The 25,111-nt window shown below is 66.1% G+C and carries 11 protein-coding genes and 2 pseudogenes; 2 read left to right on the top strand and 11 right to left on the bottom strand.

Annotated features, from left to right (window positions below; genetic code table 11):
• Positions 1-108 precede the first annotated feature (108 nt).
• From G6N24_RS03225 to G6N24_RS03215, 3 genes are all read right to left on the bottom strand, one after another.
• Positions 109-7,119, bottom strand: a complete 7,011-nt coding sequence (locus G6N24_RS03225; protein WP_163745400.1) for a PPE family protein — start codon at positions 7,117-7,119, stop codon at positions 109-111.
• Complete coding sequence (locus tag G6N24_RS25660; RefSeq protein WP_163745399.1) at positions 7,119-9,983, bottom strand: PPE family protein; 2,865 nt, start codon at positions 9,981-9,983, stop codon at positions 7,119-7,121. Before G6N24_RS25660 ends, G6N24_RS03225 begins: the two co-directional genes overlap by 1 nt.
• A 306-nt stretch (positions 9,984-10,289) precedes the next feature.
• A complete protein-coding gene (locus tag G6N24_RS03215; protein WP_232070681.1) occupies positions 10,290-11,192 on the bottom strand; it encodes a LysR family transcriptional regulator in 903 nt (300 codons plus the stop codon).
• A gap of 458 nt (positions 11,193-11,650) precedes the next feature.
• Here G6N24_RS03215 and G6N24_RS03210 point away from each other — a divergent pair.
• A pseudogene (locus G6N24_RS03210) lies at positions 11,651-13,126 on the top strand (MDR family MFS transporter); the annotation flags it as partial.
• A gap of 142 nt (positions 13,127-13,268) precedes the next feature.
• Here G6N24_RS03210 and G6N24_RS03205 read toward each other — a convergent pair.
• The 3 genes from G6N24_RS03205 to ltrA all read right to left on the bottom strand — a co-directional run bounded on the left by G6N24_RS03205 (position 13,269) and on the right by ltrA (position 17,216).
• Positions 13,269-14,096, bottom strand: a complete 828-nt coding sequence (locus tag G6N24_RS03205; protein WP_085162187.1) for an acyl-ACP desaturase — start codon at positions 14,094-14,096, stop codon at positions 13,269-13,271.
• A 144-nt stretch (positions 14,097-14,240) separates the two neighbouring features.
• Complete coding sequence (gene glyA / locus G6N24_RS03200; RefSeq protein WP_085162192.1) at positions 14,241-15,521, bottom strand: serine hydroxymethyltransferase; 1,281 nt, start codon at positions 15,519-15,521, stop codon at positions 14,241-14,243.
• Between the two features lie 303 nt (positions 15,522-15,824).
• The gene (gene ltrA, locus G6N24_RS03195; protein ID WP_232070680.1) at positions 15,825-17,216 is read right to left on the bottom strand and encodes a group II intron reverse transcriptase/maturase; all 1,392 of its coding nucleotides are present in this window, start codon (positions 17,214-17,216) and stop codon (positions 15,825-15,827) included.
• A 565-nt stretch (positions 17,217-17,781) separates the two neighbouring features.
• Between ltrA and coaA the strand changes: the two genes are divergently transcribed.
• Positions 17,782-18,720, top strand: a complete 939-nt coding sequence (gene coaA, locus G6N24_RS03190) for a type I pantothenate kinase (protein ID WP_085162185.1) — start codon at positions 17,782-17,784, stop codon at positions 18,718-18,720.
• A 17-nt stretch (positions 18,721-18,737) separates the two neighbouring features.
• On the opposite strand, the gene G6N24_RS26035 is transcribed toward coaA, so the two are convergent.
• From G6N24_RS26035 to G6N24_RS03165, 5 genes and pseudogenes are all read right to left on the bottom strand, one after another.
• A complete protein-coding gene (locus G6N24_RS26035) occupies positions 18,738-19,247 on the bottom strand; it encodes a PE family protein (protein ID WP_456320188.1) in 510 nt (169 codons plus the stop codon).
• Positions 19,248-19,277: 30 nt separating this feature from the next.
• A pseudogene (locus G6N24_RS25260) lies at positions 19,278-21,685 on the bottom strand (PE domain-containing protein); the annotation flags it as partial.
• Positions 21,686-21,826: 141 nt separating this feature from the next.
• Complete coding sequence (locus tag G6N24_RS03175) at positions 21,827-22,240, bottom strand: hypothetical protein (protein WP_085162184.1); 414 nt, start codon at positions 22,238-22,240, stop codon at positions 21,827-21,829.
• A 140-nt stretch (positions 22,241-22,380) separates the two neighbouring features.
• Positions 22,381-23,472 (bottom strand): methyltransferase, encoded by a 1,092-nt coding sequence (locus tag G6N24_RS03170; protein ID WP_085162190.1) that lies wholly within the window; start codon positions 23,470-23,472, stop codon positions 22,381-22,383.
• Between the two features lie 65 nt (positions 23,473-23,537).
• The gene (locus tag G6N24_RS03165) at positions 23,538-24,908 is read right to left on the bottom strand and encodes a hypothetical protein (RefSeq protein WP_085162183.1); all 1,371 of its coding nucleotides are present in this window, start codon (positions 24,906-24,908) and stop codon (positions 23,538-23,540) included.
• Positions 24,909-25,111 lie beyond the last annotated feature (203 nt).

Below are 25,111 nucleotides of genomic sequence, written 5' to 3'. Positions count from 1 at the left end.
GGTAGAGGCGCGCGCCGCGCGGACTCGACCGACGGCGACGGCAGGTAATCCTTCCGCACGATGCGCTTGGGCTTTGTCACGCCGCCGCGGGCCCGTCGTGACGATCAATCATCGCAACCTCAGGTCGTGCAAGAAGCCCGAGATTTCCTGGCCAACATTGCCGCCGCCGGAAACGAACGCCGGCGTCGCCAGGTTTGCCGTGCTCGTGTTGTAGAGGCCCGAAATGGTGTTGCCCAAGTTCAACACGCCCGACTCCATCGTGCCGGCGTTCAGCAAACCCGAGTCCGCCACGCCGCCAGCGTTCCAGAGGCCCGAATGACCGGCGCCGCTGTTGAGCAGGCCCGACAGGCTGCCGGCGCCGGAGTTGAAGAAGCCCGACGAGCTACCGGCGCCGGAGTTGAAGAAGCCCGACGAGGGAGTGTCGGTTGAATTGAAGAATCCCGGGGCCGGCGGGATGTCGAAGCCGATGGTGATGGGACCGCCCAAGCTGCCGTGGCCGGAGGAGTCAAACACTTTGTCGAAAAGGTAATCGATCGACGTTGCCGGTTCGAGCACACCCGCATCGACGGTCCATCCGCCGACGTGACCGTCGTAGACGGTGATATGTATCGTCCAGCATTTGTACCACGGAGGCCAGGGCTTGGGAACGCAGATCTTTTGGTCCAACTGGACTTTTATGGGGATCTTGGAAATCTCGAATGCGCTATTGCTGATTTCGCCGATTTTCCCTTTGAGCGGTACCAAGATGTGGCTATTGATGTCGTAGTGGTAGGGGATTTCGGGAATGGTGATCTGGTAGGAGAAGCCGGCCAGGCCCTGGCGATCGCCCCGCCACAGGAAGCCGTTGTTGTAGCTGCCGGCGTTGAGGGCGCCGGTGTTCACGTCGCCGGCGTTGGCGATGCCCGTGTTGTAGTTGCCCGCGTTGAGGTACCCCGTGTTGTAGTCGCCGGAGTTGCCGCCGCCGGTGTTGTGGTCGGCGGAATTGAAGCTGCCCGTGTTCGTGCTGCCCGTGTTGCCGACGCCGGTGTTGTAGCCGCCGGCGTTAGCGATCCCGGTGTTGGCGATGCCGGTGTTGAAGAAACCGGTGTTGGCGCTGCCCGTGTTGCCAACGCCGGTGTTGTAGTTGCCGGAGTTGCCGATGCCGAAGTTGCCGGTGCCCGAGTTGCCGATGCCGACGTTGCCCGTGCCCGAGTTGAACAAGCCGACGTTGCCGCTACCGGAATTCCACGCGCCGAAGCCGACCTGGTGCTCGCCGGTGAGCCCGATCCCGACGTTGTTGGTGCCGGTGTTGCCGAAGCCGATGTTGCCCTGGCCGCTGTTGCCCCAGCCGACGTTGTTGCTGCCGGTGTTGCCGAAGCCGATGTTGTGGATACCGGTGTTGCCAAAGCCGAAGTCGTTGTTGCCGCTGTTGCCCAGGCCGAAGTTGGAAATCCCGATGTTTGCGCCTCCGATGTTGTAGGAGCCGATGTTCGCGCTGCCCAGGTTGAAGCCGCCGATGTTTGCGCTTCCTAAGTTGTAGGAGCCGATGTTCGCGCTGCCCAGATTCAAGGCGCCGTGGTTTGCCAATCCGAAGTTGAACAACGTTGCGCCCGGGCCGTCGCGGAATAGGCCCGCCAGGTCGGTGCCGAAGTTTTCCAGGCCCGAGATGGTGGCCGGCGCGGACAGATCCAGCGGGCTCGTGTTGCCCAGGCCCGAGATGGTGTTTCCCAGGTTCGCCACGCCCGATTGCAGCCCGCCCCAGTTTTTGAAACCCGAGTTTCCAAGGCCGCCGAAGGAAGCGTTTTGCCAGCCCGAATTGTTGCCGCCGACGTTGCCAAAGCCCGAGGCGCTGCCCGTCCCGCTGTTGAAGAATCCCGACGACGGGAGGGTGCTGGAGTTGAAGAAGCCCGTGCTCGCCGGGATGTTGAAGATGGTGATGTCGATCGGACCCAGACCGCCCGTGCCGACGATGTCGACCACCGTCGAACCATCGGGATCACCCAGGTTGAGGTTCACCGGGTTGGCGAGGTCAAACGTGATGTCCGAGAAGGAGATCGGGCCAACGTGACCCCCGACCGTGCCGCCTATCCTGTCGTTGAAGCCGCTGAACGGGATTGCCGGAATGGTGAAGGCGCTGATGGTGGCGGGGGTGATGGTCGCGGTAATCGGGATATCGACGGGAATGTGAACGTTGAGGAATGCCGGGATTTCGTCAACGTGGATGGTGTAGCTGGCGCCGATCAGGCCGGAGTTGCTGGATCGCCATAGCAGGCCGTTGTCCATGTCGCCGGTGATGAACGCGCCGGTGTCGACGTGGCCCGAGTTGGCCAAGCCGGTGCTGTAGCTGCCGGTGTTGAACAGGCCGGTGTTGTAGTCACCCGGGTTGGCGACGCCGGTGTTGGTCCGGCCGGCGTTGTACCAGCCGGTGTTGTAGTCACCCGGGTTGGCCACGCCGGTGTTGACCGAACCGGAGTTGAACAACCCGGTGTTGGTGCTGCCGGTGTTGCCGATGCCGGTGTTGTACTGACCGGAGTTGCCGATCCCGAAGTTGCCGGTGCCCGAATTGCCGATGCCGATGTTGCCGGTACCGGAGTTGAACAAGCCCAGGTTGCCGCTGCCGGAATTCCACGCGCCCAACCCGACCTGATGATCACCACTCAGCCCGATCCCGACGTTACCGGTGCCGGTGTTGCCCAACCCGATATTGCCGTCACCGGTGTTGCCCCAGCCGACGTTGTGGCCGCCGGTATTGCCCCAGCCAACGTTGTTCAGGCCCGCGGTCACCACGGTATCGACGTTGCCGAACCCGATGTTGCCGCTACCGATGTTGCCGCTGCCCAGGTTGTAGGAGCCGACGTTGGCGCTGCCCAGGTTGTAGGAGCCGATGTTGGCGCTGCCCAGGTTGAAGTCCCCGAGATTCCCGCTGCCCAGGTTGAGATGGCCCACGTCGGCCAAACCGGCGTTAAAGACCGTCCCGGTCGCGTCGCGCATCACCCCCGCCAGGTCGGCGCCGAAGTTGGCAAACCCCGACACCTGCGCCGGCTCGAAGCCCGCCGTGCTGGTGTTGAAGAAACCCGAGACCGTGTTGCCCAGGTTGGCCACACCCGACTGCAGCGCACCAAAGTTCCGAAAACCCGAGCTGCCGGCGCTGCCCAACGAATAGTTCTGCCACCCCGAATTGTTGGCACCCACATTACCGAAACCCGACGAACCACCGCCGCCGCTGTTGAAGAAACCCGACGACGGGCTCGACGTCGAATTCCCAAAACCCGGAGCCGCCGGAATATCGATGAGCGGGATGTAGATCGGCCCGACGCCGCTGGCGATGGCGATATGCATCGACGTCGTTGGTCCGCCGACCAGACCCGTCACCGTCGGCATGATGACGGTCACTTGCGGGACGACGATGGGTCCGAGGTCGACGCTGAAGTAGCCCGAGTCGAATGCCTTGAATTGGATTTCGGGAATGGTGAAGCTGCTTATGGTGCCGCTGGGCATGGTGAGGTTGAGGGGGATATTGAGGGGGATGCTCACGTCGAGATTCAGCAGCGGGATCTCGGGAATACCGATCCCGAGCCGCAAGCCGAACAGGCCCTGGTAATCGCCTCGCCAGAACATGCCGTTGTCATAGTTGCCGGCGATGAAAGCGCCGGTGTTGACATTGCCCGAGTTTGCCAGGCCGGTGTTGTAATCGCCCGTGTTGAAGTAGCCCGTGTTGTAATCGCCCGCATTGAAGCTGCCGGTATTGGTGTGGCCGGTGTTGTAGGAGCCGGTGTTGTAGTCGGCCGGATTGGCGATGCCGGTGTTGGCGGTGCCGGTGTTGAAGAAGCCCGTGTTGAAGCTTCCCGTGTTGCCGATGCCCGTATTCCCGGTGCCCAGGTTCCCGTAGCCCCAGTTTCCGGTGCCGGGATTGCCGATGCCGACGTTGCCGGTGCCCGAGTTGCCGATGCCGACGTTTCCGTCGCCCGAGTTGAACAGGCCGATGTTGTTGGTGCCGGAGTTGAACAGGCCGAGGTTGCCGGCGCCCGAGTTCCAGGCGCCGAAGCCGACCTGGTTGGCGCCCGTCAGCCCGATCCCGATGTTGTTGCTGCCGGTATTGCCGAACCCGATATTGAAGTCACCGGAATTGCCGAAGCCCAGGTTGTGAGAGCCCAAGTTCGCGAGGCCGACGTTGTAGCTGCCCAGGTTTGCGGGGCCGAGGTTGTGGCTGCCCAAGTTTGCGGAGCCGAGGTTGAAGCTGCCCAGGTTTCCGAAGCCGACGTTGGAGCCGCCGACGTTTCCGCTGCCGAGGTTGAAGCTGCCGTCGTTTCCGCTGCCTATGTTCAAGCTGCCGTGGTTCGCGAAGCCGATGTTGTAGTTCGATGCGCCGTCGAAAAGGCCCGAAATGTGGCTGCCGGTGTTCGCGACGCCCGAGACATACGCGGCCAGCGTGGGGTCCAGCGTGCTGGTGTTGAGGAAACCCGAGACGGTGTTGCCCAGGTTCGACACGCCCGATAGCAGCTCGCCCAGGTTCTTGTAACCCGAAATTCCGGAGCCGCCGGAGGCGGTGTTCCAGAAGCCCGACAGGTTGCCGCCGAGGTTCCCTATGCCCGATGAACTACCGGTGCCGGAGTTGAACAGGCCCGACGACGGGATGGTGGTCGAGTTGCCGAAGCCCGGGCCCGCCGGGATGTCGATGATCGGGATCCTGATCGGGCCGATGCCGCCGCTGCCGCCGATATCGATAGTTGTGGGACCGATCTCGCCCGTAATCGGCGGCAGGCCAATGCCGATGTTGGGAATGGTGACGGGCCCCACGGCGATAGCCTCGAAATCCGGGCTGCCAAAGAAGCTGACGTCGGCGGTGTATCGGGGAATGGTGAAGCCGTGCAGGGTCAGGGTCCCGAGTGTGGCGTTGAGCGGGATATTGATGGGGATCTGCGCGTCGAGGGTTACCGGGATGGCGGTGGCGGGAATAACGATCTCGACGTCGGCGCCGATCAGGCCCTGGTAATCGCCTCGCCAAAGCAGGCCGTCGGAGTAGTTGCCGGCGATGAAGGCGCCGGTGTCAACATTGCCCGAGTTAGCCAGCCCGGTGTTGTAGTCGCCCGTGTTCAGGTAGCCGGTGTTGTAGTTTCCGGCGTTGAGGTCGAGCGTGTTGAAGCTGCCGGAGTTAAAGCCGCCGGAGTTGTAGTGACCGGCGTTGCCGATGCCCGTGTTGACGTTGCCGGTGTTAAAGAAACCGGTGTTGACGTCACCGGCGTTCAGCAATCCCGTGTTGATTTTTCCGGAGTTGCCGACGCCCCAGGTTCCGTTGCCCGAGTTACCGATGCCGACGTTTCCGGTGCCCGAGTTGAACAGGCCGGTGTTGTTGGTGCCGGAGTTGAACAGGCCGCTGTTTCCGGTGCCCGAGTTCCAGGCGCCGAACCCGACCTGGTTGGTGCCGGTGAGCCCGAAGCCGATGTTGTGGGTGCCGGAATTCCCGAAGCCGACGTTGAAGTCCCCGGAATTACCGAAGCCCAGGTTGTAAGCGCCCAAATTCCCGAGGCCGACGTTGTAGCTGCCCAGGTTCCCCAGGCCGAGGTTGTAGCCGCCGTGGTTCGCCAGGCCGAGGTTGTCGTAGCCCAGGTTCCCGATCCCGACATTGAAGACGCCGGCGTTCGCGCCGCCGACGTTGGAATCGCCGGCGTTTCCGAGGCCGAGGTTGTGGTCGCCGATATTTCCGAAGCCCACATTCAGACTGCCGAGGTTGCCCAGGCCCAGGTTGAAGGACGTCGGCCCGACCATACCGTCGCGGAACAGGCCCGCCAGGTTCGTGCCGAAGTTTTCCAGGCCCGAGATGGTGGCCGGCGCGGACAGATCCAGCGGGCTCGTGTTGCCCAGCCCCGAGATGGTGTTGCCCAGGTTCGCCGCGCCCGATTCCAGTGCACCCCAGTTTCTGAAACCCGAGTTTCCGAAGCTCCCGAAGGAAACGTTCTGCAGGCCCGAGTTGCCGGCGCCGAGGTTAAAGAAGCCCGACGAGCTGCCGGTGCCGCTGTTGAAGAACCCCGACGACGGCAAGGTGGTCGTGTTTCCGAAACCCGTGAGGGCCGGGATTCCGAAGATGGTGACGTCGGCGGGGCCGATGCTGGCGAAACCGGTGAAATCGATCGACGTGTCGGGTCCGCCAATGACGGCATGCGGCGCCGGGGAGGGTCCGCTGACCCTGACTTGTGGAATGGTGAGCGAGTTGATTGTGCCCGTGACGACGCCGAGCGGACCCAAATTCAGGAAACCGAACGGGATGTCGTCAATGGTCATGCCGCTGTACACGGTGTCGGTGAAGGTGGTCGTGATGGGGATGTTGACGGGCATGGTCCCGGTCACGTGCAAGGGTATTTCGGGAACGTGGATGGTGTAGCTGGCGCCGATCAGGCCGGAGTTGCTGGATCGCCATAACAGGCCGTTGTCCATGTCGCCGGTGATGAACGCGCCGGTGTCGACGTGGCCCGAGTTGGCCAAGCCGGTGCTGTAGCTGCCGGTGTTGAACAGGCCGGTGTTGTAGTCACCCGGGTTGGCGACGCCGGTGTTGGTCCGGCCGGCGTTGTACCAGCCGGTGTTGTAGTCACCCGGGTTGGCCACGCCGGTGTTGACCGAACCGGAGTTGAACAACCCGGTGTTGGTGCTGCCGGTGTTGCCGATGCCGGTGTTGTACTGACCGGAGTTGCCGATCCCGAAGTTGCCGGTGCCCGAATTGCCGATGCCGATGTTGCCGGTACCGGAGTTGAACAAGCCCAGGTTGCCGCTGCCGGAATTCCACGCGCCCAACCCGACCTGATGATCACCACTCAGCCCGATCCCGACGTTACCGGTGCCGGTGTTGCCCAACCCGATATTGCCGTCACCGGTGTTGCCCCAGCCGACGTTGTGGCCGCCGGTATTGCCCCAGCCAACGTTGTTCAGGCCCGCGGTCACCACGGTATCGACGTTGCCGAACCCGATGTTGCCGCTACCGATGTTGCCGCTGCCCAGGTTGTAGGAGCCGACGTTGGCGCTGCCCAGGTTGTAGGAGCCGATGTTGGCGCTGCCCAGGTTGAAGTCCCCGAGATTCCCGCTGCCCAGGTTGAGATGGCCCACGTCGGCCAAACCGGCGTTAAAGACCGTCCCGGTCGCGTCGCGCATCACCCCCGCCAGGTCGGCGCCGAAGTTGGCAAACCCGACACCTGCGCCGGCTCGAAGCCCGCCGTGCTGGTGTTGAAGAAACCCGAGACCGTGTTGCCCAGGTTGGCCACACCCGACTGCAGCGCACCAAAGTTCCGAAAACCCGAGCTGCCGGCGCTGCCCAACGAATAGTTCTGCCACCCCGAATTGTTGGCACCCACATTACCGAAACCCGACGAACCACCGCCGCCGCTGTTGAAGAAACCCGACGACGGGCTCGACGTCGAATTCCCAAAACCCGGAGCCGCCGGAATATCGATGATGTGGATCGTGCGGCCCTCGAGGGCGCCGACGATGGTTATGTCGAGATTCGTACTTGGTCCCCCGGTGGTGAGCGTCACAAGGGGAATGGTGATCGAGGATCTCGGGATATCGACGGGCCCGAAATAGAAGAAGCCGTCGAGGAAATAATGCTGGGGGTAAAAGTAGCCCGGAATGCTATACGTGTTGCCGCCGAATTGGTTAACCATATTGATCGGGATGCTGAATTCGGCGTTGATGGGAATGGTGGGAGTATTAATATCCAGATGGATCGAGATCTGGTTCCGGTTGTCGCCGGAGATGAAGAAGCCGTTATTGAAGTCGCCGGAGTTGAAAGCACCCGTGTTGACATTGCCCGAGTTTTCCAGGCCCGTGTTGTAATCACCCGTGTTGAAATAGCCCGTGTTGTAGCCGCCGGGGTTGAAGTCGCCGGTGTTGAAGCTGCCCGTGTTGAAGCTGCCGGTGTTGTAGCCGCCGATGTTGGCGAAGCCAGAATTGACGGTGCCGATGTTGAAGAAGCCCGTGTTGAATCTTCCCGGGTTGCCGACGCCGGTGTTGCCGACGCCGGGGTTGCCGATGCCGAAGTTGCCGGTCCCCGAATTCGCGATGCCGATGTTGTTCGTGCCGGAGTTGAACAGGCCGAGGTTGCCGCTGCCCGAGTTCAAGGCGCCGAAACCGACCTGGTTGATGCCGGTGAGCCCGAAGCCGATGTTGTTGCTGCCGGTGTTCCCGAAGCCGATATTGGAGTTGCCGGCGTTCCCGAAGCCCACGTTGTAAGAGCCCAAGTTACCGAAACCGTAATCGTTGTTGCCCAGGTTTCCGAAGCCGAAATTCGCACTCCCCAGGTTTCCGGAGCCGAAGTTGGAGCTGCCCAGGTTTCCGGAGCCGAAATTGAGACTGCCGATGTTTCCGCTGCCGACGTTGGAATTGCCGACGTTCCCGCTGCCCACGTTGAAGCTGCCGATGTTCCCGCCGCCGAGGTTTACCTCGCCAAAGTTTGGCAAGCCGCTCGACGGGCCGGCCAAGATGCCGGCAACCTTGCTTCCAGTGTTTGCGATGCCCGAGACATACGCGGCGGCAGCGAGGTCCAGCGTGCTCGTGTTGTACAAGCCGGAGACGGTGTTGCCGGTGTTCAGCAGGCCCGACTGCAAGGCGCCGTAATTGTAAATTCCCGAGCTTCCTAACGGGCCGTTAGAAAAGTTCAGGAAGCCGGAATTGTTGGCACCAAAATTTCCAAAGCCCGATGCGCTTCCGGTGCCGGAGTTGTAAAAGCCCGACGACGGGCTCGTTGTCGTGTTTCGGTACCCCGGCCCCCCGCCCTGGTAGTCGCTTCGCCAGAAGAGGCCATTGCTGTAACTGCCCGAAATAAAGGCACCGGTATCAACGTCGCCCGAATTTGCTATTCCGGTGTTGTAGTCGCCGTAGTTGAGGTAACCGGTGTTGTAGTTTCCGACGTTGAAGCCGCCCGTATTGGCGACGCCGGGGTTGTAGCTGCCCGTATTGTAATTGCCCGAATTAGCGAGACCTGAGTTGACAATGCCAGAGTTGAAGAAGCCCGTGTTGGCCACGCCGGAGTTGCCGATGCCCGTGTTGTAACCGTTGCCCGAGTTTCCGATGCCCCAGTTACCGGTGCCCGAGTTTCCTATTCCGACATTCCCGGTGCCTGAGTTGAACAATCCGATATTGCCGGTGCCGGTGTTCATGGCGCCGAATCCCCGCAGGTTGTTCCCGCTCAGCCCGATGCCGATGTTTCCGCTGCCGGTGTTGCCGAAACCGATGTTGTTGTTGCCGGTATTGCCGATGCCGACGTTTCCGCTGCCGGTGTTGCCGAAACCGGCGTTGCCGAAACCCGCCGCCGACGCTGGGCCGGCATTCCCGAACCCGAGGTTTCCGCCGCCGATGTTTCCGCTGCCGAGGTTTCCGGAGCCGATGTTTGCGGAGCCGACATTGAAGTTCCCGATGTTCGCGTTGCCGACGTTGCCCTCACCGACGTTTGCCAGGCCAAGGTTGCGGAACAGGCTGATGATGGGATCACCCGCTAGATTCGCCAGCCCCAGGGTGAACGGCGTCAACTCCGCGGCGGCGGCCGACGCCCCGGCGTGATAGTCGAACATCGCGGCCACATCCTGGGCCCACATCTGCTCGTAGGCCGCTTCGGCTGCCGCGATCAGGGGGGCGTTCTGTCCCAGGAGGTTCGAGCCCACCAACGACACGAACTGAGCGCGGTTGGCCGAGATGATCGCCGGATGCACGGTCGCCGCCCGAGCCGCCTCGAAGGCGGCTGCCGCCAATCGAACCTGGGATGCCGTCTGCTCAGCCTGCTCCGCCGCCGCGCTCAGCCACCCCAAATAGGGCGCGGCCGCGCCGGCCATCGCCGCCGCCGACGGACCCTGCCAGGACGAACCCACCAGCCCCGCCGTCACGTGCGAAAACGACGCGGCCACCGACCCCAGCTCGGCGGCCAACCCGTCCCAGGCCGCCGCCGCCTCCAGCATCGGCGCCGACCCGGCGCCGAGATACATCCGCGCCGAGTTGATCTCTGGCGGCAGCACCGCAAAATTCATCACGCCGTCCTCAAACTTGGCTCCCCGCCGGGAACTGGTCGCGGGCCGGTCCTTCACACGTGATGCCAACAGCGTGCACGCCGGCCCGCCGACGACAGCAAACTCACAGGACGGAAATCATGTGATCGAAATCCGACCGTCGCAACTTCACTCCGTCGCTGAGTACACGCTATGCAGCCTGCACATAGGCGTCTAGCAGAAGGTTGTGAACAAACTCTTGCGAGGTTCGCAAGGATTGGTTGCCCGTCGAGCGTCAGCAAACCTACGGAGGTGGCGCTGTGGAGCGGCTCGGCTGCGCCGAGCCGTCTAGGCGAGATCTTGTTCAGGCAGTCCGCACGCCGCCATCGCGGTGTCACGGAACGCGGCGGCGGAGGGCGGCAGATACCTGTCGCCCATCCAGCCGACCGCGATGGGTCTGACGAGTTCCTTGTCGTCGACTGCGATTTCGACGATGCCTGGGGGTCGTGTGGACGCCCGCGGCATTATCCCGACCCCCAAGCGCGCTCCGATGAGGCCACGCAGCGTTGCCATGTCGGTCCCCTCGAACGCGATCGTCGGCGTGATGTTGTGGCGCGCACAGGCGTCGTCAAAGATCCTGCGCAAGGTGAAATCCCGGTCGAACGCCACGAACGGTTGGCCGGCGAGTTCCTCGAAGCCGATCAGCTCGCGGCTGGCCAGCGGGTGGTCCCGATCGACGACGGCGTACAGCCGCTGGGTGAACAGGTTGTGCCACTTCACCCCGGGCGACTCGTCGAATGTCATCGGATAACTGATGCATACGTCGATCAGACCGGTGGCCAGATCGCTGACCAGCGCGGGTCCAGGATTTTGGTGCAGTTCGAATCGTGCCGACGGAAACGAGTCATGATGACGGCGGATCAACCTCGGCACCGTCGCCACTCCCAATGAAGCAAGGAATCCCAGGGCCACCGTGCCAGCGTCGACGCCCGCGAGCTGGCGCACACCGGCCATCGCGGTGTCCAGGCTGCGCTGCGCCGCGAGGCTGGACCGCAAGAACGCCTTCCCGAACCGGTTGAGTTCATTGGCGCGGCCGCGCCGGGTGAACAGCTCGACCCCGATCTCGTACTCGAGCATGGCGATAGCCCGGCTGACGGCTGATTGGGACACCGCCAGGTGCTCGGCGGCGTCGCGCAGCGTGCCGAGCTCGGCGACGGTCTGGAAGTACCGCAGCTGATAGAGCTCCACCACGGCCATCACAATACGTCCGGGCGGTCGCGAGACTGGTTGGAAACCTTCTACCGGACGCACCTATATCCAGTGCGGTGTGCATAGTTCTGCATCGCCGGCAACGAAGACCTCGCACCTCGACACCGCGGCCAGCGTCGGCGCTGACGCGTGCGGGGCGGTGACGGCCAGGCACGCTACTTGCGGATAGCACAAAAGTTTGTTCGCAAACTTCTACTGGACGCCGACGTGTGGGCTGCATAGCGTGGCCACGTCGGCAAAGCGCGCTGGTCAGCGCCCCCTCCATGCAACATGTTGTGCACCTCGGTGACGAAGACCTCGCACTTTCGGGGCGGCGACCGTCGGATCTACTCGTGGTGGAAGGAACCGCGATGTCGGTTGGCAAGGCGGCCTCGGAGATCGCGGCAGCCGCGTGGGACTCGGCGGGGATCGGTTCGGCGGCCAGCCCCCGATCCACCCCGATGCCGATCAGCCCCCGAGGGCGCGGCGTGATCTTCGTTGCGATCATGCTCGGGATGCTGGTCGCGGCGCTGGCAGTGACCGCCGTTACGACCGCGCTGCCGACGATCGCCGCCGACCTCGGCGGGACCGGCCATCACTCCTGGGCCGTCACCAGCTATCTGTTGAGCGCGACCAGCGTGATTCCGCTGGCCGGCAAGCTCGGCGACGTGTTCGGGCGCAAGCGGGTTCTCGAGGCCACCACCACGCTTTTCGTCGTCGCCTCGGTGCTGTGCGGGGCGGCGCAGTCAATGACCATGCTGGTGATGTGCCGTGCGCTGCAAGGCATTAGCGGAGGCGTAATCAGCGTCACCGTCAGCGCACTGGCCACTGAGGTTGCTCCGCTTCGGCATCGCGGCCGGTACCAGGGCATCTTGGGCGCGGTGTTTGGGATCGCGACGGTGACCGGCCCGTTGGTGGGCGGTTTCTTCACCGACCATGTGAACTGGCGGTGGGCCTTTTGGGTCAACGTGCCCGTCTCCTTGGTGATCTTGTTGGTGGCGGCAACAGCCATCCCCACGTTGGCCCCGCAGCCCAAGCCGGTCATCGATTACCTGGGGATATTCCTGGTCACGGTGGGCGCGACAGGGCTGACCATGGCCACCAGCTGGGGCGGCACCACCTATGCGTGGGGATCACCGGTCATCATCGGACTCCTCGTCGTTTCCGCGGTGGGACTCGGTGTCTTCGTATGGGTGGAAAGGCGCGTCGCTGCACCCATCCTGCCGATCCGACTGTTCCGCAGCCGAACATTTTCCCTGTGCTGCATCCTTGCCTTCGGAGTCGGATTTGCGATGCTGGGCGCGTTGACCGTCGTGCCGATATACCTGCGGTACGTCGGCGGCGCGTCGGCGACTACGTCGGGCCTGTGCCTGCTCCCGATGCTGATCGGCATGCTGATCAGCTCGATTGGCAGCGGCGTCGCGGTCAGCCTCACCAGCCGCTACAAGATCTTTCCTGTCATTGGTGGCGCCCTGATGGCGACCGCATTCCTGCTGATGTCCCAAATGGACGAGTCCACGCCGTTGCTACTGCACTCGGTTTATCTGGTCATTCTGGGCGCCGGCATCGGCATGTCCGTTCAGTTGCTGCTCCTCATCACGCAGAACACGACCAACTTCGAAGACCTCGGCGTCGCCACCTCCAGTGTGACCTTCTTCCGTTTGATCGGCAGTTCGTTCGGCGCCGCAATACTCGCCACGTTGTTCGCGAACTTCCTCAACCGACAACTAGAACCTGCGATGGTGTCTAGCGGAGCGCCCATCGAGGTTTTGCGTTCGCTTACCAGCCTGCAGCGGATACCCCCCGACATCGCCGCTCTCGTCGTGCAGGCCTATCGCGACTCGCTCACGCAGGTCTTCCTCTGCGCGGGATCGGTAGCCCTGCTGGGGTTCATGCTGGCGTGCTTTCTCCCCGAGGTCCCACCTACCGAAATCCACACTGCGCCCGAGGCGGCGGCGACGGCGCCACGTGGCGTGCGCGCTACGAGTGGCGCTTGGCGCGTATGCCGTTGACCGACTTCCATTGGCCGAGGTAACCGGCGCTCTCGCCCTCACACCAGCGCCGAGTGCGCCGCCGGATCTAGCTGGCCAAGAATTGTGAGAGTTGGGGTTCGTCGGCCAGGCCCCATGCGGTGATGCGGTCGGAGATCACCTGGCGTAGCTCGGGCGGTCCGAAAATCCCGGCGCCGGCAACGTTCTGCACCTTGTCCTGGTAGGCGTCGATGTCGGCGCCGACGATCTCGAGTTCTGCCGCGCGGGCGGCAATCGCCGCGATCGTTTCGGCGCGGGTGTAGTCGAGGCAGTGCGCGACCAGGTTGGCGAAGAACTCCTCGTGGCGCACCTCGTCCCGGTAGATCCGGTCGACGAGTCCGGCCAGGATGGGCTCGTCGATCTGCGCGGCCAGGTTGCGGCAAAACACGGCGAGGGAGCGCTCGTAGAAGGCCATGTACACCAACGTTTCGACCTGCGAGTATTGCTCGGCGCGGTAGCCCTTCATCACGTGCTGGACGCGAACCTCTTCGTTGGCGGTCGGGTCGACCTCGCGGGTCACCACCAGGTATTCGCGCAGCGCAATGGCGTGCAGGTGCTCCTCCGCCGTCCACCTGCCCAGCCAGCGACCCCACCACTCCTCGAGGATGAAGTGCTCGACGAGCTCCCGGTGATGCCCGGCGAGGTTGTCCTTGAGGATCAGCAGGATCTCGCAGGCGTCCGTGATGACCCGGGGCAGCGTCGGCTGGGACGGGTCCCAGTCACGTCCGCCGAGGAAGGCGAAGTTCTCGCCGCGGTCAAACGGCACGTAGTCGTGGGCGAACCAGATGTCCTCGGTGTCGAGGTGGCGAACCATGTTCCGTTCCACGACGGGCTCGAGTTCGAGGGTCAGCGCATTAGCGACAGGTTTCTGTGCCATGCGGTAACTGTAACCCGCATACACAGGTTCTTTCAAATTCCGACGCGCGTGAGTCGCGACGCGACTCGCCGCCTGCCGTATTCGTCGAGCCTGTAACTACCGTGCGATCCACTCGCGCTTTTGCGCGCCAACTACAGGCTCGCGTCAGCGGCCGACCAGACTCCAGTCCTCGAGTCCCTCGTAGAGCGGGAACTCCCTGGCCAGCCGCGTCGCCCGCTGCCGCAACGCGTCGACGTCGGCGGAAACGCCCGCCACGAGCGCGGTCGCGATCACGTCGGCGACCTCGGTGAACTCGGCGTCACCGAAGCCGCGGGTCGCCAGGGCCGGGGTCCCGATCCGCAGGCCGGAGGTCACCATCGGGGGCCGCGGGTCGTTGGGCACCGCATTGCGATTGACGGTGATGCCGACGTCGTGGAGCAGGTTCTCGGCGGCCTGTCCGTCCAGCGGCGAGTTACGCAGGTCGACCAGCACCAGGTGGACGTCGGTGCCGCCGCTGACCACGGACACGCCGGCCTCGGCGACATCGGCGGCCAGCAGCCGATCGGCGAGGATCCGCGCACCGGACAGGGTGCGCTGCTGACGGTCGGCGAATTCGGGTGTGGCGGCGATCTTGAGCGCGACCGCCTTGCCCGCGATGACGTGCATGAGCGGTCCGCCCTGCTGGCCGGGGAACACCGCCGAGTTGATGGCCTTGGCGTACTCCTGCTTGCCCACGATGAGGCCCGAACGGCCCCCGCCCAGCGTCTTGTGCACCGTCGTGGACACCACGTCCGCGTCCGGCACCGGCGACGGGTGCAGCCCCGCGGCGACCAGGCCCGCGAAGTGCGCCATGTCGACCCACAGCTTGGCGCCGACCTCGTCGGCAATCGCCCGGAACGCCGCGAAGTCGAGAATGCGCGGGTACGCCGACCAGCCGGCGATGAGCACCTTCGGGCGGAACTCGAGCGCCTTGGCCCGCACGGCATCCATGTCGATCAGGTGCGTCGTCGGGTCGACACCGTAGAAGCCGACATCGTAGAGCTTGCCGGAGAAATTGAGCCGCATGCCGTGTGTCAGGTGGCCGCCGTTGGCCAGGTCCAGGCCGAGCAGTCGCTCCCCCGGTGACATCAGCGCATGCAGCACCGCCGCGTTGGCCTGCGCGCCCGAATGCGGTTGCACGTTGGCGAAATCGGCGCCGAACAGCGCCTTGGCCCGGTCGCGGGCGATGTTTTCCACCACGTCGACGTACTCACAACCGCCGTAGTAGCGCCGGCCGGGCAACCCCTCGGCGTACTTATTGGTCAGCACGCTGCCCTGGGCCTGCAACACCGAGCGGGGCACGAAGTTTTCCGAGGCGATCATCTCCAGGGTGTCCCGTTGCCGGCCCAGCTCCTTGCCCAACAGCTCGGCGATATCGGGGTCGACCTCGGCGAGCGGGGCGGACATTACGGAGGCACTGGTGCGGGCGTCGGGTGCGGCGGTCATTGGTAGTCAGGGGCGCGGTGTCCGCGATGCGGATCCGTTTCCCCATCCCCCTTATCTGTGTTGGGGACCCCCGGTAAAGGTGGATCCGTTTGGTCATTTCGTGTTGTTTGGCCTCGTTCGGGGCCCGTATTAGGCGCTGCGGACCGCAGCCGGGGTCGAGGTGGAGCGCCCGTCTGAGCCGAGGGGGTCCCCATCACATGTCATCTTTCAATCCGTGCGTGCGGTTTTCCCGCACACGGCTTACCGATGATCTTCTTGACATGGTTACCCAGCCTTGGGGTAGCGAATGGTGCCACGCAAGCGGTACAGGCCATGATCGTTAAACCACTGGTCGGTCCACTGATCGGTATGGCCAGCACGCAGGTTGCGGCCCCGCTTCGTGACCATCAAGCGGAACAACCGCCGCACCACGTACTGATCGATCTGACGGAACTTGTTGGCGGCATTGCCAGTGCGAAAATAGTTGCCCCAACCGCGCAGGACCGGGTTCAAATCCGCAATCACATCGCGGATATCCGACCCAGCACGGTGGCGACCGGAGCGGACGCGGACCTTATCCCGCAGCCGCGTCATCGCCCGCTGCGAGGGCCAACGGTGCAGGTAGTAGCGCACGATGCGCTGCTGTTCCCACAACCGCCCCGACATACGGGCCCGGAAGTGACAGCCCAGAAAATCCAGGCCCTCCCGACCCTCCCGCAGGTCAACTATCTTCGTTTTATCCGGATGCAGCCGCAACCCCGGTGACGCCAGAATTTCTCCGACCGCCGCCAAGGCGTGCTCGGCCTGCGCCGCGCTACGGCACAGCACCACACCGTCATCGGCATAACGCACCAACTCCCCCACCTTGCGGCAAGACAGCTCGGCGTCGAGCACATGCAGGAAGATGTTGGCCAACAGCGGCGAGATCGCCCCGCCCTGCGGAGTGCCCGCGACCGTCCGCTCGGCCACCCCCTCGACCATCACTCCCGCCTGCAGCCACAATCGCAGCAGTTTGAGCACCCGCCGATCCGAGACCCGCCTACTGACTTGGGCCAGCAGCCGGTCGTGGTCGATCTCGCCGAAGAAATTGGCGATATCGAACTCGACCACAAACTGGTAACCCTCGACGTACCCGCGGCGCAGCCGCTCTTTGGCCATCGTCGCCGACCGCTTCGGCCGAAGCCCATACGAACACGGCAGAAAATCCGCCTCGAAAATCGGTTCCCACACGATTTTGGCCGCCTGCTGGGCCACCCGATCCCGCACCGTCGGTATCCCCAACGGCCGCCTACCACCCTGTAGTTTCGCAATCTCCACCCGACGCACCGGCGCCGGACGGTATCGACCCGCGCAGAGATCACGACGCAACTCAGGCAACATGCGGTCCACGCCGTAGTCCTCCACCGCGGCCAAAGTGACACGATCCACCCCAGCCGCACCCTTGTTCTTGCACACGCGAAACCACGCCTCCCACAGGACGTCGCCCCTGTAGATACGGTCATACAGGGCGTGGAAACGCCGACCCTCAGACTGCTTGGCCGCAGCCCATAGCGCCCGTTGTAGTTGTCGCACTTTCACCGGCGAGATAGCCAGCGGCTGCTCATCGGCTACAGCAGGCGATGGCCCGCCGGGCGAATTAGACCGGGCAAACCCGGTCATGCCCTCGCGCTTACCCACTTCGCGCGCATGATCAAAGCAGGGGCCCTTCCCTCCCGGCATATCTCTCACACCGATCAGCGGTACTACGACCCCCTCGGACTCCCGCTGCCCTCCAAGGGATTTCACCATCGGCTTATACCCCCGGTCTTCGCCCGACGCAGGCCAGGCAGACGGGCCTCTCCCCTTCCGAACCAGACTGTGTGCACGTGCCGCCCCCCATACCCCGGAACAACCCGCCAAGCTAACCCCGGACCAGGGCTCGACGGACATAGGCCTTCACCGTGACGTGAGCGGCTCGGCTCCTCCGTTGTAACTGTGACGAGGCTGCAGGACTCGCACCATACGGCACTACGGCCCGCGCACTTGCTCCCTCCAAAGACGCTTTCGACACCCCGCTTAGCCCGCCGCCCCTCAACGACGAACCGGGGCCTGCTACCCGGCGCTCCGGTGCCTACCGGGACGGGACTTTCACCCGCAAGCCTGATCCAGCTTCTAGGACGCACCACGGGCGCCAGTCTATCGAGCGCCTGGGTTTAGCCAGCCCAGCCGTCGGGCATGCGCCCCTTCCTGCAAGACTGACACCATGTCGCGGCTGAGCGAGCCGAGCCCGTACGTCGAATTCGACCGGAAGCAGTGGCGCGCGCTGCGGATGTCGACGCCGCTGGCCCTCACCGAAGAGGAACTGATCGGGCTGCGCGGTCTCGGTGAGCAAATCGACCTGCTGGAGGTCGAAGAGGTTTATTTGCCGCTGGCCCGGCTGATTCACCTTCAGGTCGCCGCCCGCCAGCGGTTGTTTGCCGCCACCGCGGAATTCCTCGGCGAGCCCCAGCAAAACCCGGACCGGCCGGTGCCGTTCATCATCGGTGTGGCCGGCAGCGTTGCCGTCGGAAAGTCGACCACCGCCCGGGTGCTGCAGGCGCTGCTGGCCCGTTGGGATCACCACCCCCGGGTGGACCTGGTGACCACCGACGGCTTTCTGTACCCCAACGCCGAGCTGGATCGGCGAAACCTTATGCACCGCAAGGGCTTTCCGGAAAGCTATAACCGCCGGGCGCTGATGCGGTTCGTGACCTCGGTGAAATCCGGCTCGGACTACGCCTGCGCGCCGGTGTATTCGCATCTGAAATACGACATCATCCCGGGGGCCAAGCACGTGGTCCGCCATCCCGACATCCTGATCCTGGAGGGGCTCAACGTGTTGCAGACCGGCCCGACCCTGATGGTGTCGGACCTGTTCGACTTTTCACTTTATGTAGACGCCCGGATCGAAGACATCGAGGAGTGGTACGTGTCGCGGTTCCTGGCCATGCGCAGCACGGCGTTCGCCGACCCGGAGTCGCACTTCCACCACTACGCGGCGCTGAGCGACGCGAAGGCGGTAATCGCCGCGAAGGAGATCTGGCGGTCGATCAACCGGCCGAACCTGGTCGAGAACATCCTGCCCACCCGGCCGCGGGCCACGCTGGTGCTGCGCAAGGACGCCGACCACTCCATCAACCGGCTAAGGCTGCGCAAGCTGTAGCTTGCTCGACCGCCATATCACCCGGGGCTGCCGTTGCTGCCGTCCAGGCCGGACAGGCCCGTATCGCCCGTATCGCCAGGGCCGCCGTTTACGCCGGGGGTGCCGGTGCCGGTGCCGGCCTTGCCGCCCTGCCCGCCGGCGCCACCGTCGCCGCCCGCCCCGCCGCCGCCGCCCACACCGCCGCCGCCAGCGGCGCCGGCCTGGCCGAACAGTCCGCGGGCGCCGCCGGCACCGCCGTGACCGCCGGCACCGCCATTACCTCCGGTGCCGCCGGTGCCGCCGTCGCCGCCGTTGCCGCCGTTACCGTTGAACCAGTCGCCGCTACCGCCGTTACCACCGACGCCACCGGTTCCGCCGATAGCGCCGGTTCCACCGATTCCGCCGGTTCCGCCAGTCCCGCCGGCGCCGCCGTTGCCGAACAACAGCCCGCCATGGCCTCCGGTGCCACCGGTGCCGCCCGCGCCGCCGGTGCCGCCGGTGGCCCCGGTGCCACCTGTGCCGCCGACACCGCCGGACCACCCGGTCAAGTGGAACCCGTTGAGATCGTTGAAGCCGCCGAGGCCGCCGGTGCCCCCCGACCCGCCGGAGCCGCCGCCGAACCCGCCGGTGCCGCCAGTGCCGCCCGTGCCGCCGCTACCGCCGGAGCCGCCGCCGGCGCCATGGTCGAAGAAGCCGGTGCCGCCGGTGCCACCGGTGCCGCCTGTGCCGCCGCCGAAGCCGCCGGTGCCGCCGGTACCGCCCATGCCACCGTTGGAGGAGCCGAACTCGTTGGTTGCGTTGCCGCCGGCGCCGCCGTTACCACCGGTCGTACCTGGGCTGCCGGTCCCCCCCATGCCGCCCTGGCCACCGGTAACAGCGGAGCCGACGTGGCCGGCTGCGGCGCCGCCCGCGCCGCCGTTGCCGCCTTGCTGCAGTGGCACGGTGCCGTCTTGGCCGGGCCCGCCAGGGCCGCCATTGGTGCCGGTGGTGCCGGTGGTGCCGGTGGCGGCCTGGGAGGTTGGCGCGACGGGGCTGGGATTGACACCGTTGCCGCCCTGCCCGCCTGAGCCGCCGGACCCGGCGGCCCCGCCATTGCCGATCCACTGGGCGCGGCCGCCGTCGCCGCCGGCACCACCGGTACCGCCGACCGCGCCAACGGCGTTAAAGGAGCCCGTGGAGGCCCCGCCCCTACCACCGTTACCGCCGGCACCGCCATCGCCAATCAGCCCGGCGACCCCGCCCGACCCGCCGACCCCGCCGGCGCCTCCGACCAAGGCGGCGCCGCCGACCCCGCCGGTTCCGCCGGCGCCGCCAGTGCCCCAGAGCAGTGCGCCGTTGCCCCCGTTGCCGCCGTTACCGGCGCCACCAACGTCACCGCCGGGTGCGCCGGCCCCGCCCGCGCCGCCACCACCACCGGCGCCGCCGTTGCCGTAGAGCCACCCGCCGGCTGCCCCATGGCCGCCGTTGGCCCCTGTACCACCATTGCCGCTGGCGCCATTGCCACCCGGCCCGCTGGCACCTGCCCCGCCGGCCCCGCCGGCGCCGCCATGCCCGCCGGCCCCGCCGGTGCCTAGGAACCATCCGCCGGAGCCGGCGGCGCCGCCCCGCCGTTACCGCCGATTCCACCGTCGCCGCCGGTGCCGCCGTCGCCGCCGATCCCGCCGACGCCACCGCCGGCGCCGGCGCCTCCGGTACCGCCGACGGCGGCGGCACCGCCGGTGCCGCCAGCACCTCCGCTGCCGCCGGTGCCGAACAGCCACCCGCCGGCGCCGCCGGCGCCGCCAGCGCCGGCATTCCCGCCGTCGCCGGCGTCGCCGCCATTGCCGCCGTCAACGGGGCCAGAGATGGAGATGCCAAATCCGCCTTTGCCACCCCCGCCGGCGGTGCCGCCCATGCCGCCGTGGCCACCTGCCCCGCCGACGCCCCACAGCCTGGCGTTGCCGCCGTCGCCGCCGGCCCCGCCGGCGCCGGCATCGCCGCCGTCGCCGCCGGCCGTGCCGCCGGTGGTCGCGCTTAGCCCGTCGGCGCCCGCGCCGCCGATGCCGCCGACGGCACCATTCCCGCCGGCACCACCGTCGCCGAACAGCAGTCCACCGGTTCCCCCGGCCCCGCCGTGTCCACCGGCCGCGCCATCCCCGCCGGGGTCGGTACCCACTGCGATCGCGGCGCTGTTGGCGCCGTTGCCGCCGAGACCGCCGTTGCCGCCGCGGCCGCCATTGCCCCACAGCAAGGCATTGCCACCAGCGCCGCCATTGCCGCCGGCCGCCCCGGGCTGGCCTGGGGCCAGCCCCGGCGCGCCGTTGCCGCCCAGACCACCGGCCCCGCCGCTGCCCCACAGCCCAGCGGCGCCGCCGGCCCCACCGGCCCCGCCGACCGTGCCCGGGACGACGGCGTTCCCTCCAAACCCGCCAGCGCCGCCGTTGCCATACAGCCAACCACCGGCACCGCCGTGGCCGCCGGCGGCGCCAAGCCCGCCGCCGCCACCGTTGCCGCCGTTACCGATCAGCCCCGCGGCGCCGCCGCTGCCGCCGGCCACCCCAGGAGTCACGCTGGTGCCACCGTTGCCGCCGTTGCCGTACAACAACCCGCCGGGCCCGCCGTCTTGCCCCGGCCCGCCGTTGGCGCCGTCGCCGATCAGCGGGCGTCCCAGCAGCGCCTGGGTGGGCGCGTTGACCGCATCCAGCACCCCCTGCAACGGCGAGGCGCTAGCGGCCTCAGCGGCCGCGTAAGCCCCGCCGGCGCCGGTCAACGCCTGCACGAACTGCTGATGAAACGCGGTCGCCTGGGCACTGAGCGCCTGATAGGCCTGGGCGTGCCCGGAAAACAGCGCCGCCACCGCCGCCGATACCTCATCGGCACCGGCGGCCAGCAGCCCGGTCGTCGGGCCCGCCGCGGCCGCGGTGGCCTCGCTCAGCGTCGAACCGATCCCCGCCAAATCCGTAGCGGCCCGCATCAGTGCGTCCGGCGCGGCAATTAAATACGACATCGTTGCACCCATCGTCACAGCACCATGTGTCTGCAGTATGGGCGCTTGGTATCGCAATCCGTGGTGGTATTCAGCGGTTCCAGGCAGACTGCACAGATCTACTCAGCAGCAGAGTGCACTTTGCACATGCGCGCTCATGAGCTACGTCGTCAGCCGGCGCACCCCCAGATACTGCAGTCCGGCGAAGGCCGCGGTGTACACGCCACTGGCCAGCGTCGCGGCGACCCCGATCGACGTCATGGGCACCAATTCCGCGGCGACGATCACCGCCAAGGTATACGCGACGTTTCCGGCGGCGACGCCGATCCCGACGCCGCGCAAGTTCGGCAACGCGGCGAGGCCGAACACCACCAGGCCGTAGAGCACGAAGAACGCACCCAAGCTGTACTCCTGGATGGAGGTCAGGCCGGTCAGCGACGACAACGGATCGGCTACGAATGCGACGGCCAGACCCATCAGCCCAGTCACCGTGGCGTCGGCGCGCATGGCGAAGCGCAGCAGCGAGTCCGTCGAGTCGTATAGGGGCCTGGTTGGCAGACCAGATACAGCGGTCATGTCGTTACTCCTTGCGATGGCGGTTTGGGTCGAACAGCTTTGAGCGTGCCGCCCGGGAACTGCCAGATCGACGCACGGCACTGCCAGTTACTGCCACACCCTTACTGAACGGCGGTTTCGTCTGGCTATTCCCGGAGGGCTTAGACCGCCTCGGCCTCGACGACGCTGTACGGCGACGCGGTTTCGACAACCCTCGTCAGGTGAAAACCGGCGCGCTCTAGGAGTCGACCGTATTCGGCTTCGGTGCGCTCGCGACCGGCAAGGGCGACCAGCATTTCCAGATCCGTCCACTTGCCCGGAAAGTCACGGTCATGTTGGGGAATCACGAATTCGACGAGCAGCACCTTCTTGCCCGCGCCGGCCGCCGTACGCACGTTGCGAAGGATGCGCGCCGCCTCGTCGTCGGGCCAGTCGTGAATGATGCTCTTGAGCACGTACGCGTCGCCATCGCAGGGTATGTCGCCGTCGAAAAACGACCCCTCGGCAATCCGCACCCGGTCGTCGACACGGTGCTCCCGAAATACCGCCGGGGCTCCCACCACCACCTGGGGTAGGTCGAACAACACCCCCCGCACACCTGGAGTCGCGGCCAGGATTGCGGCCAGGAGCCGACCGTGTCCGCCGGCGACGTCGACGATCGTCGCGTAGGAGCTGAAGTCGTAGGCGGCGAGCACCGAGGCGATCGCCAGTTCGGATGAGCTCGTCATGGCCTGATTGAAGATTTCGGCGAGTTCCGGTTCGCCGGCCAGGTAGTCGAACGCGGGCTTGCCGCGTAACTCGGGGACGACGGGACGGCCGGTGCGGATCGCGTCCGTGATGTAGCTCCAATGCTCGCGGTGCTGGCGCGAACCCACCCATCGGGCCATTCCGGCCACCGATACGTCGGCGTCGCGACGAAGCGTGTCCGCGAGCGGGGTCAAGTCGTAGCGGCCGTCGCGGCGCCGACGGAAGATGCCACGCGCGATCAAGGCCCGGAGCAGTCGACCGAGAGCGTCGGCGTCGGCGTCGACCGCGGTCGCGAGCTCGTCGGCCGACAGCGGCCCTTTGGCGAGCGCGTCGGCAATGCCGAGGTCCGCCGCGGCGGTGATCGCCTGGGCCGCCCAGGCGTCCCTGATCATTTCCATCATCGCGACCGGGGGCGGGACGAGGCGCCGCTGAAGTCGATTGAGGTGATGCCGGGCTTTGTCGATCGCCCGCACGAGTCGGGCCGGCGCAACCTTCGACGAACCCATGCGATGCCCCCTGGCATGAACGGAAATCAGCGGATGCGGCCCGGCGGCCCGCATTGGTAGTCAGCCTAGTCGCTGGCGGCGCTGACACGCCCGCGCAGATCGGCGGCGATGAGCCGGGCGGCGGCGTTTTGCCAGTTGTGCAGCGAGCGCTGGGGAACCTCGGTGACCAGCCATTGCCAGGCAAGACGCGCGGTGGGGTCCAAACCGGCCGCGGTCGCGTTCTGCGCGTACGCCCGCACGCCGACGACATACGGGAAATACAGCGAGTTGTAGTAACGCCACTGCTCGGTGGTTCCGAAATCGCCGGCGTCGCGCGGCTTGAGCCGCTTAATGCCGTCGGCAAGGACGGCCTTGAGTTCGTTGGCCCGCTCCAGCGGGTGGTCAGGTGCGCCCCGGGCGGCCAGTCGCTCGTCGATCACGGGCAACGCGGTCAGCGGGCTAGCGACCAGCTTGGTGAGGTCGCCGTAGTGGCCCAGCGCCCGCCGTGTCAGCCTGACGAAGGTGTCGTCGTCGACGTCGACAAGGGGATCATTCGATCGCAGCGGCAACGCCGCGCCGGTGTGCCGCAGCGCGGCGCGGTCGGCGCGCAACGTCGGCGATTTCCAGAACGCCAGCCGGTCCAGCAGCCCGGCCAGCGGATCGGCCAGCACCTGCACCGTGATCGCGATGGCCAGGCTGGTGAACAGCAGGACGGTCAGCGCGGTTTGCGCGGTGGGCTCGGTGCGGGTCACCGCCAGGCCGATCAACGCCTGGCCGCCGAACAGCGCCGCCACCGCCACCGTGCCGGCGAACGACCGCAGCATGTCCGCGCGCAGCGCCTGGCCCTCGTCGAAGGCGTCCCACAGGGCGACCGCCACCCCGAGCGCGAGGACGTCGAAACCCGTCGACGCGAGGGCCAGCCAGCTGGGCACCAAGCCCAGCGGAATGATCAGGATGGCATTGGCCAGCGCGAAGAACAGGGTCGCGATGACAACAACGCCGGCGACGGGAGTCGGCTGGGCGGGCCGCAGCACCGCGGCGACCATCGCGCCCAGTGTGGACACCGAGATCACCGTGAACATCAGCAGGTGACCCGGCCGCAGCGGGCCGTTGACGCCGCCCGCTATCATCGCGCCGAACAGCGTCAGCGCAGCGACACCGCCCACGAGCAGCAGCTCACGGGTGTGCGCCCGCCAGCTGTCGCACGGCCGGGACAGCTCGATGAGCACCGCGAACCACGCCACGCTCGGGACGGCAACCAGGTAGATCTCGACCTGGCTGAGCAGTTGGGTGTGCGCGACACCGACTGTCCGCACCGCATCAAGCGCCACCACCAACGCGAAACTAACGAGTCCGATCGCCGCCAGCGCCAGCACTGGCTTGCGCGGATCACGGGCCAGCAGGTACAGCCCGAGCCAACCGCTGAGCGTGAACACCACCGCCGACAGCGTAGCCATGCGTCCAGTGTGTCACGGGGCCCAATTCGTGCCGACCCGCTGCGCCCGGCTTCGCCGCGCTTGCGATCATCACGGGCCCAATTCGTGCCGACCCGCTGCGCCCGGCTTCGCCGCGCTTGCGATCATCACGGGCCCAATTCGTGCCGACCCGCTGCGCCCGGCTTCGCCGCGCTTGCGATCGTCACGGGGCCCAATTCGTGCCG

Source organism: Mycobacterium lacus (assembly GCF_010731535.1).
GTDB lineage: Bacteria > Actinomycetota > Actinomycetes > Mycobacteriales > Mycobacteriaceae > Mycobacterium > Mycobacterium lacus.
The sequence above is the reverse complement of the archived record's forward strand: the minus strand, read 5'-3'. Positions and strand labels throughout refer to the sequence as shown.